Raw genomic sequence first — 16,200 nt, forward strand, 5'->3', positions numbered from 1 at the left:
GAGGTCCCTTGGGGCGTTTCCCGAGAGACCCCGCCCCATCGTCCGGAGGGCGTTGCCACGGGGCCTCGGTCAACGCGTCCGGCGAGTCCGCAGGAAGTCGCTGACGACGTACTCGCCCAGGCGGTCGGCGCCCGGGGAGAAGACCCGGCCGCCGTTGCGGCGGCCCACCTCGTTCACGAACTCCTTCAGGCGCTCGTCGTCGGCGAGCATGAACACGTTGAGCGTCGCCCGGCGCCTGGTCATCTTGTCCACCTCGGCGAGTGTCAGCTCCAGCGTCTCCTGAGTGGGCGGCCACTCGAAGGCGGCCGAGCCGTTGCGTCGCAGGTGGGCGGTGGGCTCACCGTCGGTGACCACGAGCACGACCGGCTCGAAGTCGGGATGGCGGTCGAGGTGGCGGCCCGCGATCAGCAGGGCGTGGTGCAGGTTCGTCCCCTGGACCATGTCCCACTCCAGCCCGGCCAGCTCGTCGGGCGAGAGGACCCGGGCGTAGTTGGAGAAGCCGATGATCTGCACGGAGTCCTGGGGGAACTTCGAGGCGACCAGCGCCTGCAGGGCCATCGCGGTCTGCTTGGCGGCGGCCCAGGTGCCTCGCAGGGCCATCGAGTAGGACAGGTCCACCAGCAGGCACACCGCGGCGGCCGTACGGCTCTCGGTCTCGGCCACCTCGAAGTCGTCGACCGACAGGGTCACCGTTCCGTTGTTCCCGCCGCGCCGTACGCCGTTGACCACCGTGCGGACCACGTCGATGGGCTGCTCGTCGCCGAACCGCCAGGGCCGGGAGGACCCGGTGAGCTCGCCGGCGGAGCCCGCGTCGACCTGATCGTGGTCTCCGCGGCGGCCCGCGTCGAGGGAGGCGAAGACGCGGCGCAGCGCCGTCTCCCCGAGGCGGCGGACGGCTTTGGGAGTGAGCTCCAGCTTGCCGCGCTGGCGGCGGAGGTATCCCTGCTGCTCCAGCTCACGCTCGATCTGCTTGAGCGCCTCCAGGTCGTCGACGGCCGAGCGGCCCAGGGCACGACGGATCGCGTCCTCGTCGATGTCGTCCATCCGGGCGCCGGGGTAGTCCTGGCGGAGCGCGGCCTCCAGCTGGGTGAGGTCGGCGAGCTCGTCCAGGGCGGTCACCGCGTCGCCCATCCCCATCGGCTCCTCGCCCCCCATCCGCTCCGGGGTGTTCCAGGCGAGGTCGGGACGGCGGGAGTACAGGGACTCTCCGAGGCGGCGCATCTGCTCGGCCAGCCCGGCGTCCTCCAGCGTCTGGTCGATCAGCTGGTTGAGCTCCTCGCGCTGGGCGGGGGTCAGCGAGGCCAGCAGGCGCTGGGTGGCCGCGGCCCGGCGGGCGAGGGCGTCGACCAGTTCCTCCAGATTCCGCGGCGACTCCGGGAACATGTCTCCATATTTGGACATGAACTGATTGAAGTCATCCTGAGTGTGTTCGCCACGCGCGTCCCGGTCGAGCATGTCGTTCAGGTCGGACATCATCTCCCTGACCCGCTCCATCGCGGCCGGGTCGGGATTGGCCATCGACTGCTTCATGCCGCGGAACTGGCTGTCGAGCACCTCCCTGCGCAGCAGGTCGCGCAGCTCCTCGAAGGTCTTCCGGGCGGCGGCCGAGCGCCACTGGTAATTGTTCAGCTCCTGGATCGCGCTCGCGGTGTCGTCGGGAAGACCGTCCAGCTCCGACTCACGCAGCCGGGCGTCGTCGGAGGGGTCGGGGAACAGCTCCGCCCGCTCCTGGCCGATCGCCTTGTCCAGCAGCGCCCTGGCCCGCTCCAGGGTCCCGTCGAGGCGGCCACGCTCGCGCAGCTCGCACCGGCGTCGCCGTACCTCGCGGAGCAGGTCGTCCAGGCCACGCCGGTCCTGCGCGCCGGGCAGGCCGTCCCTGAGCAGGTCACGCAGGGCGTGACCGGGGTTGGAGCCCGACAGGATGGCGTCGCCCATCTTGTCGAGCGCCGAACGCACGTCGTACGGCGGGGCGAGCGGGTCGGGCCCGTCCCGGTATTGGCCATAGCGGTAGCTCATCGTGACACCTCAGGTGCGGTAGACCGCCGTGCCGTCCACCTCGTCCTTGGACAGCCGGCGCAGGAGGTAGAGCCCCTCCAGGGCGAACTCCAGAGCGGCGGCGGCGTGTCCGGGGGACTCGTCGCCGATGCCGAGCTGCGACATGATCTTGGCCAGGCCCTGCACCGGGCCGATCCTGCGGAGCAGTTCCGCGGCGGGGATCATGGCGCCCGACTCGACCTGGACACCCTCGGAGAACCTGTCCAGCAGCGCGGTCAGATCCACGCCGCCGAGCGTGCCCCGGAACGTCTCGGCCACGGCCCGGCGGAGCAGGTGGGCGAGGACCTCGGTCTCCCGGCCCTCCTCGCTGACCTCGAACTCCACCTTGCCGCGCAGCGTGTGCACGATTCCCGGCAGGTCGGCCACCCGGGCCACCGGGCGCTCCTCGCCGGTCAGGGCCGCACGCCGTACGGCGGAGGCGGCCGCGGTCTCGGCGGCCGCGATGGAGAAGCGGGCCGACACGCCGGACCGCGCGTCGACCGCCGTGGACTCGCGGACGAGCCGGGTGAAGCGGGCGATCACCTCGATCAGGTGGTCGGGGACGTCGGCGCCCATCTCGTCGAGGGCGGCCTCCTGGCGGATGAGGACGAGCTCGTTCTCGATCGAGAGCGGGTAGTGGGTGCGGATCTCGGCGCCGAAGCGGTCCTTCAGGGGGGTGATGATCCGGCCGCGGTTGGTGTAGTCCTCGGGGTTGGCGCTGGCGATCAGCAGGATGTCCAGCGGCAGGCGCAGGTTGTATCCCCTGACCTGGATGTCGCGCTCCTCCAGCACGTTGAGCAGCGACACCTGGATCCGCTCGGCCAGGTCGGGCAGCTCGTTGACGGAGAACACGCCCCGGTTGCTTCTCGGAACCAGGCCGTAGTGGACCGTCTCCGGGTCGCCGAGCGTGCGTCCTTCGGCGATCTTGATGGGGTCGATGTCGCCGATCAGGTCGCCGACGGAGGTGTCGGGCGTGGCGAGCTTCTCGCCGTACCGCTCGTCCCTGTGCCTCCAGGAGATCGGCAGCTCCTCGCCGGTCTCCTCGGCCAGGCGGCGGCAGCGGACGCACGAGGGCTCGTAGGGGTGGTCGTTGATCTCGCAGCCGGAGACGACCGGCGTCCACTCGTCCAGGAGGGTCGTGATGGTGCGGATGAGGCGGGTCTTGCCCTGGCCGCGCTCGCCGAGCAGGACCAGGTCGTGCCCGGCCAGCAGTGCTCGTTCGAGATAGGGCAGGACGGTGTCGTCGAAGCCGATGATGCCGGGGAACCGCGGCTCCCCGGCCCGCAGACGGGCCAGGAGGTTCTCGCGGATCTCGGCCTTTACCGTACGGTGAATATGGCCGCTCGCGCGAAGCTCGCGCAGAGTACGTGGCTCTGGAATGTGAGGCACGGGATCGAGCCTACGTCCCCAACGCCCGATCCGGCACTCTCCTCCCGCTTTCGGATCTTGACTATCGCGTGACGGTCGGCGCGCGTGCTTGTCCCCGCAGTGGGGAGAATCGTTCCAAGGCGAGGCTTCGAGGAGACCCCCGGGCCCGCGTTCCGGGTAGGTCTCGGTAGGTGAGATCGGGGCAGAAATTCAGGACAAACTTCAGGTAAGGCTTCGTTCGAGGGCTTTGACACCACCCCGGGCGAAACCTCGGACAGCAGGGGGAGGCGAGACGAGTGGCGTTGTTGACAAGCCGTTTCGCCGATGGTCTCGCGGTGGGGTCCGACCTGGTCGCCACGGCCGAGACCGCGGTGCGTCAGGCCCTGGACGGCCTGTCCGGGCCGGCTGACCTGCTCTGTTTCTTCATCTGCGGAGATGATCCCGACGACGTCTCCCGCGCGGGACTGCGGGCGATGCGGATGGCGCCCAAGGCCGCGGTCCTCGGCTGCAGCGCCACGGGAGTGATCGGTGACGGGCAGGGGATCGAGGTCACCCCTTCGGTGAGCGCCTGGGCCGCCACCCTGGACGGCGCCCGGCTGACGACCTTCGTGCTGGACACCTTCCGGGCCGATGATCGTTTTGTCGTGGTCGGCCTGCCCGAACGCCATCCCGACGACCACGCGGCCATCCTGCTCGCCGATCCCTACAGCTTCCCCACCGACGGCTTCGTCGAGCGCTCCGAGGAGGTGCTGGGCGACCTGCCTCTGATCGGAGGCATGGCCAACGCGATTCAGGGCCGGGGCGCGGTCCGGCTGTTCGCCGACGGGGAGATCTACAGCGAGGGCGCCGTCGGGGTGCTGCTCAGCGGTCCCGTCAACGTGAGCACCGTGGTGAGCCAGGGCTGCCGCCCGATCGGCCCGTCGATGGCCGTCACCGAGGTCGAGGACAACCTGCTCCTGGAGCTCGCGGGCCAGCCGGCCCTGGCACGGCTTGAGGAGATCGTCAGCGCGCTGGACGAGGACGACCGTGACCTGGTCGCCTCGGGGCTGCAGATCGGCATCGCCATGAACGAGTACGCCGAGCGGCACGAGCGCGGAGACTTCCTGATCCGGGGCGTGATCGGGATCGATCCCGAGCGGGAGGCCGTGGCCATCGGCGACGTCGTCGAGGTCGGCCGTACCGTCCGTTTCCAGGTCCGCGACGCCGCCACCGCCGACGAGGACCTGTACGAGCTGCTTGAGGCGCACCGCGAGGAGTTCGGCCGGGTGGACGGCGCGCTGCTGTTCTCCTGCAACGGCCGGGGCTCGGCCATGTTCGGCAGCGCCGACCATGACGCCGTCGCCGTCCGCGACACGCTCGGCCCCGTCGGCGTGGCGGGGTTCTTCGCCGCCGGGGAGGTGGGTCCCGTGGGCGGCCACAACCACGTGCACGGCTTCACCGCCTCCGTGCTGGTCTTCTCCTCCGGCACCCCCGCCGACAGCCCCTGACCCCGCTGAGGGCCCACGTGGTGACGACCGCGTTCAGCTGACCTTGAGCTGCTCGTCGCCAAAGTCAGCGATGAGCGTGAGGGTGCCGCCGAGCGCAGCCACATAGCGATCCAGGACCTCGCGAGTTGACACGTCGCCCTTCTCGATCTGTGACACTCTGCCAACAGAGATGCCCATGCTCTCCGCCACCTGGTTCTGAGTGAGTCCGCGCCGTTTGCGCATCTCGGCGAGACGCCACGCTTGATGCTCATCTCGCAGATGTCGGATCTCCGCCTCGAACTGCTCCGGCCCGCCTGCGGTCTCGATCGCGCGCTCCAGATGGCCGCTCTCACGCCACCTGCGATGGCTGCTCACTGCGTTATCTCCTTCTGCCGATCTACCAAGTAGATCTCGTACAGTCGCTGAGCTCTCGGGATCGCCTCTCGATACCAGCGTTCCCAGTTACCCGCCTTGTCTCCCGCAACCAGCAGGATCGCCGCTCGCCACGGGTCGAAGACGAAGAGAATCCGGATCTCGCTTCGGCCTGCGGATCCAGGCCGAAGCTCCTTCATATTAGAGATCTTGGATCCCGCGACGGTGTCCACCAATGGCCGCCCTTCAGCGGGCCCGTTACGCTCCAGCATCAGGATTGCCTGGTTGACCAGCTTGTGCGACCCCCGATCGATCTCATGGAGTGCGTCAAGGAACTCTTCTACCTCCTCGGTGAAAAAGATCTCCCATTCGCTCACGATTCTCCTCACTCTAACTAATATTTAGAATATTCTAAACTTCTACGTCATGATCAATTTGAGAAATGACCAAGTCGCTGCGGACCGGAAGGAGAACGACGTCCGCTGTGCAGACTGCCTACTAGGCCACTGCTTGGTCCGCCTTTATTAACGAAGGCGAGGTATGAGAACGAAGGTGAGATGCACGGACGGCGGCCCGGTTCAACGCAGGGCGTCGGCGGGTTCCATGCGGGCTGCGCGGAGGGCCGGGTAGAGGCCCGCGAGAAGGCCTACCAGGGCACCGGCGACGGGAGCCGCCAGGGCCAGGCCGACGTCGAGGACGGGAGTCCACTCCTTCGTGGCGGAGATGACCACGACGGAGACCAGGCCGAGACTGGCGCCGATCACGCCGCCGGTCATACCGATCAACGTGGACTCCAGCAGGAACTGGGCGGCTATGTGGCGGCGGGCGGCGCCCAGGGAGCGGCGCAGGCCGATCTCGGCGATGCGTTCCATCACGGTGACCAGGGTGACGTTGGCGATGCCCACCGCGCCGACCACCAGGGATACCAGGCCGAGGATCAGGAACAGGCCGTTGACGTCGTCCTGGACGCCGTCGCGGGCGCGTTTGGGGCTGGGCGGGGCGATGACCTGGAGTTCGCTGGGGTGATTGGGACTCAGCGCGACGGGGGCCTGGCCGGCGATCAGTTCGGCGGCGCCAAGGGTGGTGGTGACCAGGACACGGGTGACGTTCTTCAGACCGAAGTCGGCGCCGATCGTGGGTGGCACGATCACGGCGGTGGACAGGATCTGCTCGCGGCGCAGATCGCCGAGGATGCCGATCACGGTGTAGGCGCGGTCGCCGATGAACACGGCGGGGGCGTTCGCGAGGCGGGTGACGCCGAGCATCCTGGCGGCCTGCTCGCCGAGGACCACCACGCGGTCGCGGCGCCCGATGTGACCTTCGTCGAAGAAACGGCCCCCGGTCATCCGGCCGTGGACCGCCCGTGGGAGTTCGGGCCCGGCGGCCACCACGGCCAGGGTCTGGCCGGTGACCCTGGTGGGGTCCACCAGGGCGTTGGAGGTGACCTGGAGGTTGGAGCTCGTGTCGGTCTGGGCGAGCGCGACGGCCGAGGTCACTCCGCGCAGCCGGGTGAGGGAGGCGGGGGCGTCCCAGGTGACCAGCGGGTCGGGTTTGTCGGGCACCTCGACGGTGATCGCGGTGGCGGTGAGCTCGTCGAACCGCCCGACGATCTGGTTTCCGGCGGTGGCGGCGATGCCCAGGGTGATGACCAGGGTGGCGATGCCGAGGACGGTGCCGAGCGTGGTCAGGGCGGAGCGGACGGGGCGGGCGAGCATGCCCGCCAGGGCCTCGGACCAGAGGTCGCGGATGTCCACGGTCACATCCCTTCGGGAGAACGGGCGGCGTGATTCGCCCTGCGGGTGAGAGAGCGGGTGGACGCGTACCGAGGGGGAGCGGCGTGCATGGTCACTCCTCGGTGAGGACGCCGTCGCTGATGCGGACCCGGCGGCTCGCGCGGGCGCTCACCGCGTCCTCGTGGGTGATGACCAGGAGCGTGAGGCCCTGATCGCGCAGGCCGTCGAACAGGTCGAGCACCGCTTCGGTGTTCCTGCTGTCGAGGTTGCCGGTGGGCTCGTCGCACAGCAGCAGAGACGGCCCGCCCATCAGGGCGCGGGCGATGGCGACACGCTGGCGCTCGCCGCCGGACAGGCGGCCGGGCAGGAAGTCGACCCGATGGCTCATGCCGACCTTCTCCAGCATCTCCTCGGCACGCCTGCGACGGCCCCGCCTGCCATACCCGCCGGCGGTCGCGCGCGCCCGCGGGTTCGCCCGCTCACCCCCGGCTTCGCCGCGCGGGTTGATGGTCGCGCTCGCTCGAGGGTTCGCCTGCTCGTTCCTCGCTCGCTCACCCCCGGCTCCGCCGCTCCGGCCGTACACCTCGGCGAGCATGACGTTCTCCGCCACGGTCCGGTGGTCGAGCAGGTGGAAGGACTGGTAGACGAAACCGATCCGGTGTCCCCGCAGCCTGGTCCTGGCGCCGTCCTTCAGCGTGGTCGTCTCGATCCCGTCCAGCAGGTAGGAGCCCGAGGTGGGCCGGTCGAGCAGGCCTAACGTGTTGAGCAGGGTGGACTTCCCGGACCCCGAGGGGCCCACGATGGCCAAATAGTCACCCTGCTCAACACGTAGGCGGATCTTGGAGAGCGCGTGCACGGGCGGATCCGCGGGGAACACCCGGCTGACGTCGTCCAGGTGGATGACGAGGTTCACAGTTCACTACCGCTCATAGCCGCTTATCGTTCCCGGCGTACCGTGCGGATGGGTTTCGCCGCTCGGAGGAACCGTTTCCTCAGACACCGCTCACCACCACCCGATCGCCCTCTTTCAGCGCGCCCGGCTTCACGGGCGTCACCTCCACGGTGCCGTCGGCGGTGAGGCCGGTCCTGACCTCCACGTCGCCGGCTTTGTCTCCGCCGCCGGGCAGTTCCACCTGGACGCGGGGCCGGCCGTCGGCCGAGGTGACGACCGCGGCCACCGGAACGGTGAGTACGGCGTTCTCGGTGGCTCCGACAGAGATCTTCACGGTGACCGGCATGCCGATCAGCTCCTGCAGGCCCTTGGTGACCGTCGGGGTGAGCAGCACCGGCACCGAGCCCAGCCTCTCGTCGGAGGCCCCTGCGGCACCGGCGCCTTCGGCCTTTTCGTCGGCCTCGGCGGGCCTGGCCGCGTCGCCGGTCGCGCTCAGCACCGCGGGGAACCGCGTCTCGTCGTCGATCTCCAGCGTGGCCTTCATGCCCTTGCGCAGCAGCTTGGCCTCCCTGCTCTCCACCGAACCGGTCACCGCGAAGGCCGAGCTGGTCACCGTGGCGACCCTTCCCTCGACGGCGTCGCCGGGCTTCACCTCCGCCTTGTCCAGCCGGGCGGGCAACGAGGGAAGGAAGACGATCTCGCCGGGCGGGACGCCGACGCCGTACGTCTTCAGGTATTCGGCCAGGATCGATCTGGCGCTCGCCACGTTCTTGCCGCCGTTGGCGACCTTCAGCTGGAGCGGGGAGTTCTGGCGGGCCTGGCGCAGCGCCTGCTCGGCGGTGGCCACGGACTCCCGGCCCAGCCGTACGGTCCTGCGCAGTTCCTCAAGGCGTTTCTCCTTACCCGCGCTCGCCTGGTCCCCGAAAGAGGCAAGGGCGGTGCGCGCGGATTCCAGGTTCTGCCGGGCGTTGGAGGCCCTCAGCTCCAGCAGCCGCCTGTCCTCCTCGGGCTCCGCCGTGGGGAGGGCCGAGGAGGGTCTGGGCGTGGGAAGGGCCGTCTCAGGTGCGGCCGTGGGGAGGGGCCGCGGGGACCTGGCCGCGGTGAGGGCCTGCTCGGCGGCCAGGGCCTCCTCCTCGCCGGCCCGTACGGCCCGGCGCAGGTCCTCCACCTGGCGTGTCTCCTCGGGGGTGAGGTCCGCGGAGTCCTCTTCCTCCAGCGTGTCCTCGGCGGCTCGCAGGTCCTTACGGGCGTTGTCGAGCTTGAGTTTCAGCGGCAGGACGTCACGTCCGGCCTCGAGGGCCTTGCGGTCGGTGAGCAGGGCCTCCTCGGCGACCTGTACGGCCTGGCGAAGCTGCTCCCTGGTCTGTTTGGCGGTGAGGTCGGGTTCCTGGGCCGTGTATCCCCGCTTGGCGTACCAGCGCCGGACGGCGGCCGTGGTCGCGGAGTCGAAGACGCCGGTGTTCGGCGCGCCGAACCCGAGGCGGCGCAGCGCCGTCTGGAGTTGCCTGACGTCGGCGCCGGTGGCGCCGGGGGTCATGGTCCTGTGCATGGGGACCTTGCCGCGCAGGGCGAACACCGGGCGGCCGTTGACCTCCATCAGCACCGAGCCCTCGGCGATCTTTCCGGGGCGCGGAGCCCGGGTGACCCGCTGGGCCTCCGCGGTGCCGCCCACCACCCCGGCGAGGGTGACGGGAAGCGGCGAGCCGTACGCCAGGGTGCCGCTGACGGCGACCGTGCTGGTGAGCTTCCGCCGTACGACGGGAGAGGTGATCAGCGACGGCTTGGGCGGCTGCCGGAGCGCGGCCTCGTCGGCGGGGGAACGCAGCCGCGTGCCGACCGCCCACCCGCCTCCGGCGATCAGGACGACCCCGGCCAGCACAGCCCCCAGCACCCGCCGGGGTGATCTCATAGCCCGAACTCCTGGTATGCCCGCTGCTGGAGCTCGATCTGCTTGGGGGTGAAGACGGGGTAAAAGTCCTTGCCGCACTCCAGGTCGTCGAGCGCGTCCTTGGTCTCTCTGGCGAGGTACGGTCTGGCCTGGTCGGCCGTCAGGTTGGGCTCCCAGCGCGCGCCCTCCGACACGTCCATCTTCTTCAGCATGGACTCGGGGATCCGTTCGCCCAGGGGCTTCTTCTCGGTGTCGAACTTCAGCCGGCCGCGGTCGGCGAGCGCGGACGGCTTGGTCGAGCCGATGGGGTAACCCTTGTCCTTGAGACAGTTCCCCATGGAGGCGGCGAGTTCGACGAGCCGGGGATCGCCGTCGAGTTCGCGGGTTATCAGCTGTTCGCTCCTGGCGTTGGCCTGCTCGTAGTGGTCGGTGATCGAGTCGACCTTCTTGCCGGTGGCCTCCTTCACCGCCCGCTGGTAACAGGTGCGGTCCGCGTCGTTGTACGCCGCGCGCTGGGTTTCGGAGAGCGACATCTGGATCTTGTTGTTCGGATTGATGTTCTTCGGGGCGTCGCCCTCCGGCTCTACCATGGGGTTCGCGAACTCCTGGGGATAGACGTAGAAGGCGAAGACGCCGTATCCGTTTTTCTCTCGCCATTTCTTCATCGCCGCGTAGTCGCCGGAGTCCTGTTTGCGCTCTTCCTCGCCAATCTGGCGAGGGGCGGAGACGTTCGCGATGTAGGTGAAGCCCTTCTGCTTCATGCAGTCGGCGCGGACCGACGCGATCTGACGGCTTTTGGCCTGCGAATCGGCGGTCGCGGAGGTTTTTTCGGTGGCGGGCGCCCCGGGCGCCGGATTCCCACCGCAACCGGACAGTACGGCCAGGGCCAGGATGGCCGTGGGCATGACTGTGAGAACGCGTGGCATGGGGTGACCTCGTTTCGCCGTGCGGGCGTGTGCGAGAGGCGGTAGCACCGCTCGCGGTGGGCAGGGGTTCTCAACGGGAGGGTGGAGGCGAACGTGCTGTTTCGCGCGGTGCGGCGCGACCTTCGGCGGAATGCTTCCGGCCTGGGGCGTCCTGATCCGCTGCGGATTCTCACTCCGCCCGCCTCAATACGGCAGCAACCCGTCTTTCTCGCCGTACTCGTTCAAGGTCTCTTCCAGGAGCTTCCCGTCCCTGGGAAGGAACGCGGCGTAGAAATCCTTGCCGCATTCCAGGTCGTCGAGCGAGGCCTTGATCTCTTTGGGCAGGTGCAGCCTCGCCTCGTCGGGCGACATTCGCATGGCTTCGAAGGTCTGCGCCTCGCCCGATTTCGTGCGCTTGGTCAGGTAGGCGGTGCGTTCTTTCTCGAAGATGTCCCAGGTGTTGAATGTCATCGCGGTGGGCTTGAGCGAGGCCACCGGGTAGCCCTTGCTCTTGAGGCAGTCGCCGAAGTCCCCGGCCAGTTCGACCAGTTGGGGATCGCCATCGAGCAGGCGCTCCTTGGTCTTTATGTAGAGGGTGTCCGCCTGCGTGGAGACGTCGTCCATGGAGGAGACCTTCTTGCCGGTGAGTGCGGTGAACGCCGCCGCGTAGCAGGCGTTGTCGGCGGCGTTCCGGGCGTTGTACTGGGTCTTGGAGAGCGACTGTGCCAGCTCCATGTTGGGGTCGGAAATGGGATCAGGGATGCCCTCCTCGGGGTCGTCCGGGTAGGCGAGGGCGAAGTAGACCCCGAAGCCGTGCTTCTCGCGATATTTGAGCATCGCCGGGTAGTCGCCGGCCAGTTCAAGGCGGCGCTCCTCGCTTACCGTCTTCGGCGGGGCGGGGACGTTCGGGATGTACTTGAAGCCCTTCTGTTTCATGCAGTCGGCGCGCATCGCCTCCATCTGGCGGCGTTTGCCGTGCGGATCGGTGGTTGGGGACGTCTTCCCCGAGGCGGGCGCGGCGGACGGCGCCGTCTCCGCGCCGCATCCGGTCAGGAGGGCCAGGGCCAGGGTGGCGGCGGGCATGGTTGTGAGAACGCGGGACATGGGGTGACTCCGTTTCGGCCTGCGGGCATGGTCACGGGGGCGGTGGCCGCCGCCCGTGATTCGATCTGGAGAATCAGAGAAGGATGTGACGCTTCGCGCGGTACGGCACGATCACGGCCAGCGCCGTCAGGAAGACGAGCAGGGCCAGGTGTGCCACGTCCTGGCTGGATTGGGCGCCGAGATTTTCGGCGTGGACGGCGCAGACCGGGATGAGATAGATCCCGGCGGCCATCGCCCAGCGCGGGTCGCGGGCCACGTGGCCGGCCCAGATCGCGAGGACGAGGATCCCGATCTCCATGGTGACCCTGGCCACCGCGAGGGGGCCGGGCCCACCTGTGAAGTCGAGCCCGGCAGGGTCGGCACCGGCGAGTGCCGGGATCGCCGCCCACCACAGCCACGACCGAGCCCCGATGGACCGGGGCTCCCGGGCGGCCAGCGCCAGCAGGCCCAGCACGACCAGTGTGTAGCCGACCATCGGCGCCACCGGGCCGCCGCCCCCGTAGAGTGACCCGCCGCCCCAGAGCGGGTCGGGAAAGACCGGCAGCAGTGTCAGGTCCAGCCAGGTGCGGCCGAGCGTGATCGAGCAGATCTTGACCGCGACCAGCGCCGTCACCGGCAGCGCCGTACGCACCCACCCGCGCATGATCAGGACGACGGCGAGCGCCGACAGCCCGACCCAGAGCGGGACGGCGGTCGCGTACGGCACCAGCATCGCCAGCTGGGCGACCGACAACGCCAGGACTCCGAGGTGAACCCCGTCGACCCAGGCGGGCCGTTCCGTCGCATGGATCACTCTCGTCCGTAGCCCGCCGGCGACCAGCGCGAAGGACTCGCGGGCCGAGGGCACGGTGCGTCCCGGCTCTGCGGTGTCGAGCAGGGTGGCGATCAGCTCGCCGCCGTATCCGGACCGGTAGTCGCGGGGATATCCCCGCAGCAGCCGCCGGTACCGTCGCTCCAGGACCCCCGCGCCCGCCCCCGTGGCGGTGCGCGGGTCCGCGGTGGCGTCGTTCGGTTTCGCGATGAGGCCTGCTCCCGTGGTGGCGTTCGGGCCGGTTCTGATGTTCGTCCCCCCGGAGAAGTCCGGGTCCGTGGTGGCGCCCGACCCTGCGGGGGCGGACGGGTCCGTGGCGACGGTCACGAGAACGCCGATCCGAGACGGAGGATCCGGCTGGTCACGACCGATGACGCCTGCTGCATGCGCAGGGCCTCGGCGGCGACCAGGTTCTGTCCCTGGTCGGTGAGGACGAAGTATCTCCTCGGCCGCCCCTCGACGATCTCCTCGCGGTCGACGGCGATCAGCCCGCCCGCCGCGAGCCGGTCGAGCGCGCCGTAAAGCGTGCCGACCGGAAGCCTGACCCGCTCCTCGGAGAGCTTCAGGGTCTGCTTGATGATGCCGTGTCCGTGCAGGGGGCCGTCGAGCAGCGAGGCGAGGATGAAATAGGTCGGCTCACTGACCGTGGTTGATCCTTTAGCCATGCGGAAGACCATACTTCGCCCGGCGAAGTATGGTCAACTCGGGCCCCTTGGGAAACCTGTCCGCGTCGGCTGAGGACTCTCCGGGGTGGCCGTCCGCGTGCCGTACGGGCCCCGGCGCCCGCGTGCCACACCGGCTCCGGCGTCCGCCCGCCGTACCTACGGGGTGGGAGGATGGCCCGTATGGCAGACGCTCAGGTGACCTACGACGACGTGGTCGCCGCCCGCGAGACCCTCGCCGGCGTGGCCCTGCGGACCCCGCTGCTGCACTCGCACGCCCTGTCCGACGGCCTCGGCGGGCCCGTCCATCTCAAGTGCGAGAACCTGCAGCGTTCGGGGTCGTTCAAGGTGCGCGGCGCCTACGTCAGGATCGCCGGGCTGAACGCGGAGGAGCGCGGCCGGGGGGTGGTGGCGGCCAGCGCGGGCAACCACGCCCAGGGGGTCGCCCTCAGCTCGGGCCTGGTCGGCATCAAGTCGACGGTCTACATGCCGGAGGGGGCGCCGCTGCCCAAGGTGGCCGCGGCCCGCTCCTACGGCGCCGATGTGATCTTCGCGGGTGACACCGTGGACATCGCGCTGGCCCGTGCCAGGGAACACGCCGAGCAGACGGGGGCGGTGTTCATCCACCCCTTCGACCATCCGGACGTCATCGCGGGGCAGGGCACGATCGGGCTGGAGATCCTGGAGCAGTTTCCCGAGGTCGGCACGATCGTGATGTCGGTGGGCGGCGGAGGGCTGGCCGCCGGCGTCGCGCTCGCGGCCAAGTCGCTGAGGCCGGGCGTGCGCATCGTCGGGGTGCAGGCCGAGAGGGCCGCCGCCTACCCGGCCTCACTTGCGGCCGGGCACCCGGTCATGGTCAGGCCCGCCTCGACGATGGCCGACGGCATCGCGGTCGGCCTCCCGGGAGAGCTGCCCTTCGAGCTGATCCACTACCTGGTCGACAGCGTCGTCACGGTCACCGAGAGCGAGATCTCCCAGGCGCTGGTGCTCTGCCTGGAGCGCGCCAAGCAGGTCGTCGAGCCCGCGGGGGTCGCCGCGGTGGCGGCGATCCTGGCCCATCCGCAGGTCTTCGAACCGCCGGTGGTGGCCGTGCTCTCCGGCGGGAACATCGACCCGCTGCTGCTGTCCAAGGTCCTCCGGCACGGACTGGCCGCCGCCGGGCGCTACCTGACGCTGCGGGTGCAGCTGCCCGACAGGCCGGGTGCGCTGGCGTCGCTGGTGACCAAGCTGGCGGAGCTCGGCGCGAACGTGCTGGACATCGTGCACGAACGGCTGAACATGCGGGTGGGCGAGGTCGAGGTGCAGCTCCAGCTGGAGACCAGGGGGCCGGTGCACTCCGACGAGGTGCTCGGATCCCTCCGCAGGGACGGATACAGGCTCACCATCGGATGATCCGCGTTTTCCCGGATCGTGCCCCCTGATCGACGTTTCCCGGACCGTGCCTGTCCGGCCTGTCGCCCGGAGGCGGTCTCCGGCGGCGCCCGCTCGCGGTGAGGGGCGGGGACTACCAGGTCGTCGGCTTGCTGGGGGTGAACAGCCAGGCGTCGAACAGCTTGTCGAGGTCCTTGCCGGAGATCTTCTCCGCCAGGGCTATGAACTCATCGGTCGTGACATATCCGTACTTGTGATCGGCGGTCCAGGTCTTCAGCAGTTTGAAGAACGTCGGGTCGCCGATCCGCTGCCTGAGCGCGTGGAGCGTCATGCCGCCGCGGGTGTAGACCGAGCTGTTGAAGAGGTCGTCGGGCCGGGCGTGACCCGCCGGGTACTTCCAGATGGGGGCGTCCGCGGAAACCGCGTACTCCTTCTGGAAGAGCTGCTCGGTGGTGGCGTCACCGTTGCGCTCGGACCAGAGCCACTCGGCGTAGGTCGCGAAGCCCTCGTTGAGCCAGAGATCCCTCCACCGCTTGATGGTCAGGCTGTCGCCGAACCACTGGTGGGCCAGTTCGTGGGCGATGATCGCGGTGTCCGGGGTGAACCCGCCGTAGAGGGGCTTGGTCTGGTTCTCCAGGGCGTAGCCCGCGGCGAAGTCGTCGATCACGCCGCCGGTGGAGGAGAACGGGTAGGGGCCGAACACCGTGCTCCAGTAGTCGGTGACCTTTCCCGAGGTGGTGTACAGATTGTCCAGTGCGCTCTGGTATTTCGGGTCCACGGCGGCCAGGTTCTTGATTCCCGAGGCCGTCTTGCCCTGGCGCAGCTCGAACGCGCCCAGCGTCATCGTGGCCAGGTAGCTCGCCATCGGGTTCTTCTCCTTCCAGAGGAAGGTCGTCTTGCCGTCGGCGGTCTTCGGCTCCGAGGTGAGCTCGCCGTTGGCCAGCGCGGTGGTCCCCTTGGGAACGGTGATCTCGAAGTCGTAGAGCGCCTTGTCCGCCGGGTGGTCGTTGCCGGGGAACCACGTCCTGGCGCCGTTGGGCTCGCACGCGACGAAGGCGCCGTCCTTGGTCGGGATGAAGCCGTAGGTGCCCAGGTTGGTGGAGTTCTCGACCGGTTTGGGCACTCCGGAGTAGGAGACCTCGACGGTGAACGGGGTCTTGTCGGGGATGAACGCGGCCGGGGTCACGGTCAGTTCCTGCTTGTCCCGCTGGAACGTCGCGGGCTTGCCGTCCACCGTGATCCGGCTGACGTCGAAACCGGAGAGGTCCAGGTTGAAGCTGGACAGGTCCTGGGTGGACGTGGCCTCGATGCCGGCGACGCCGGAAAGGCGCTTGGTGGGTGGGTCGTAGGCGATTTTGAGCCGGTAGTGGGCGACGTCGTAGCCGCCGTTTCCGTCGTTCGGGAAGTCGGGATCGCCGATTCCGGGGGCGCCCGCCCTGCCCGCGTGCCGCGAGACGGGGTGCGTGCCGTCGGGGGGCAGCGGGTTGTCGACGGCTGGGGCGGGGGCGCTCGCCCCGCTCGACGGCGAGCAGGCAACCGCTCCGAATGTGCCGAGAAGCGTAGCGGTTACCACGATAAGCCGACTGGACGTCAT

14 protein-coding genes are annotated in these 16,200 nt (G+C 69.3%); 2 read left to right on the plus strand and 12 right to left on the minus strand.

Annotated elements, in window-relative coordinates; genetic code table 11:
* Positions 1-69: 69 nt before the first annotated feature.
* Complete coding sequence (locus tag J2853_RS40025) at positions 70-2,016, minus strand: vWA domain-containing protein (RefSeq protein WP_307566514.1); 1,947 nt, start codon at positions 2,014-2,016, stop codon at positions 70-72.
* A gap of 9 nt (positions 2,017-2,025) precedes the next feature.
* Entirely contained in the window at positions 2,026-3,423 is a 1,398-nt protein-coding gene (locus J2853_RS40030) for a sigma 54-interacting transcriptional regulator (RefSeq protein WP_307566516.1), read from the minus strand.
* A gap of 275 nt (positions 3,424-3,698) precedes the next feature.
* Here J2853_RS40030 and J2853_RS40035 point away from each other — a divergent pair, with 275 nt between their 5' ends.
* Positions 3,699-4,889, plus strand: a complete 1,191-nt coding sequence (locus J2853_RS40035; protein WP_307566517.1) for an FIST signal transduction protein — start codon at positions 3,699-3,701, stop codon at positions 4,887-4,889.
* 33 nt (positions 4,890-4,922) lie between these two features.
* Here J2853_RS40035 and J2853_RS40040 read toward each other — a convergent pair whose 3' ends face one another.
* From J2853_RS40040 to J2853_RS40080, 9 genes are all read right to left on the minus strand, one after another.
* Positions 4,923-5,243: a helix-turn-helix domain-containing protein gene (locus J2853_RS40040; RefSeq protein ID WP_307566518.1), complete on the minus strand. Its 321-nt coding sequence runs from the start codon at positions 5,241-5,243 to the stop codon at positions 4,923-4,925.
* Positions 5,240-5,617 (minus strand): type II toxin-antitoxin system RelE/ParE family toxin, encoded by a 378-nt coding sequence (locus tag J2853_RS40045; RefSeq protein ID WP_307566520.1) that lies wholly within the window; start codon positions 5,615-5,617, stop codon positions 5,240-5,242. Before J2853_RS40045 ends, J2853_RS40040 begins: the two co-directional genes overlap by 4 nt.
* Positions 5,618-5,818: 201 nt before the next feature.
* On the minus strand, positions 5,819-6,994 hold the full coding sequence (locus J2853_RS40050) for an ABC transporter permease (protein WP_307566522.1): 1,176 nt from the start codon (positions 6,992-6,994) through the stop codon (positions 5,819-5,821).
* Positions 6,995-7,085: 91 nt separating this feature from the next.
* On the minus strand, positions 7,086-7,886 hold the full coding sequence (locus J2853_RS40055; RefSeq protein WP_307566524.1) for an ABC transporter ATP-binding protein: 801 nt from the start codon (positions 7,884-7,886) through the stop codon (positions 7,086-7,088).
* A 79-nt stretch (positions 7,887-7,965) separates the two neighbouring features.
* Positions 7,966-9,774, minus strand: coding sequence for a peptidoglycan-binding protein (locus J2853_RS40060; RefSeq protein ID WP_307566526.1), 1,809 nt, complete (start codon positions 9,772-9,774; stop codon positions 7,966-7,968).
* Positions 9,771-10,658, minus strand: a complete 888-nt coding sequence (locus J2853_RS40065) for a hypothetical protein (protein ID WP_307566527.1) — start codon at positions 10,656-10,658, stop codon at positions 9,771-9,773. The genes J2853_RS40060 and J2853_RS40065 overlap by 4 nt, the downstream gene beginning before the upstream one ends.
* A gap of 204 nt (positions 10,659-10,862) precedes the next feature.
* Positions 10,863-11,762, minus strand: a complete 900-nt coding sequence (locus J2853_RS40070) for a hypothetical protein (protein ID WP_307566528.1) — start codon at positions 11,760-11,762, stop codon at positions 10,863-10,865.
* A gap of 73 nt (positions 11,763-11,835) precedes the next feature.
* Positions 11,836-12,900: a hypothetical protein gene (locus tag J2853_RS40075; protein WP_307566529.1), complete on the minus strand. Its 1,065-nt coding sequence runs from the start codon at positions 12,898-12,900 to the stop codon at positions 11,836-11,838.
* A complete protein-coding gene (locus J2853_RS40080; RefSeq protein ID WP_307566531.1) occupies positions 12,897-13,238 on the minus strand; it encodes a PadR family transcriptional regulator in 342 nt (113 codons plus the stop codon). Before J2853_RS40080 ends, J2853_RS40075 begins: the two co-directional genes overlap by 4 nt.
* Positions 13,239-13,418: 180 nt before the next feature.
* Here J2853_RS40080 and ilvA point away from each other — a divergent pair, with 180 nt between their 5' ends.
* Positions 13,419-14,627, plus strand: a complete 1,209-nt coding sequence (ilvA, locus tag J2853_RS40085) for a threonine ammonia-lyase (protein WP_307566532.1) — start codon at positions 13,419-13,421, stop codon at positions 14,625-14,627.
* A 112-nt stretch (positions 14,628-14,739) separates the two neighbouring features.
* Here ilvA and J2853_RS40090 read toward each other — a convergent pair whose 3' ends face one another.
* Positions 14,740-16,179, minus strand: a complete 1,440-nt coding sequence (locus J2853_RS40090) for a M1 family metallopeptidase (protein ID WP_307566533.1) — start codon at positions 16,177-16,179, stop codon at positions 14,740-14,742.
* Positions 16,180-16,200: the final 21 nt, after the last annotated feature.

This window comes from Streptosporangium lutulentum (genome assembly GCF_030811455.1).
In the GTDB taxonomy this organism is placed as follows: Bacteria; Actinomycetota; Actinomycetes; order Streptosporangiales; family Streptosporangiaceae; genus Streptosporangium; species Streptosporangium lutulentum.

Bases quoted from the DNA above. Each gene is read 5' to 3' on its own strand.
- J2853_RS40025 (WP_307566514.1), bottom strand. From the start codon at position 2,016: ATGAGCTACCGCTATGGCCAATACCGGGACGGGCCCGACCCGCTCGCC.
- J2853_RS40060 (WP_307566526.1), bottom strand. From the start codon at position 9,774: ATGAGATCACCCCGGCGGGTGCTGGGGGCTGTGCTGGCCGGGGTCGTC.
- J2853_RS40065 (WP_307566527.1), bottom strand. From the start codon at position 10,658: ATGCCCACGGCCATCCTGGCCCTGGCCGTACTGTCCGGTTGCGGTGGG.
- J2853_RS40070 (WP_307566528.1), bottom strand. From the start codon at position 11,762: ATGTCCCGCGTTCTCACAACCATGCCCGCCGCCACCCTGGCCCTGGCC.
- J2853_RS40080 (WP_307566531.1), bottom strand. From the start codon at position 13,238: ATGGCTAAAGGATCAACCACGGTCAGTGAGCCGACCTATTTCATCCTC.
- ilvA (WP_307566532.1), top strand. From the start codon at position 13,419: ATGGCAGACGCTCAGGTGACCTACGACGACGTGGTCGCCGCCCGCGAG.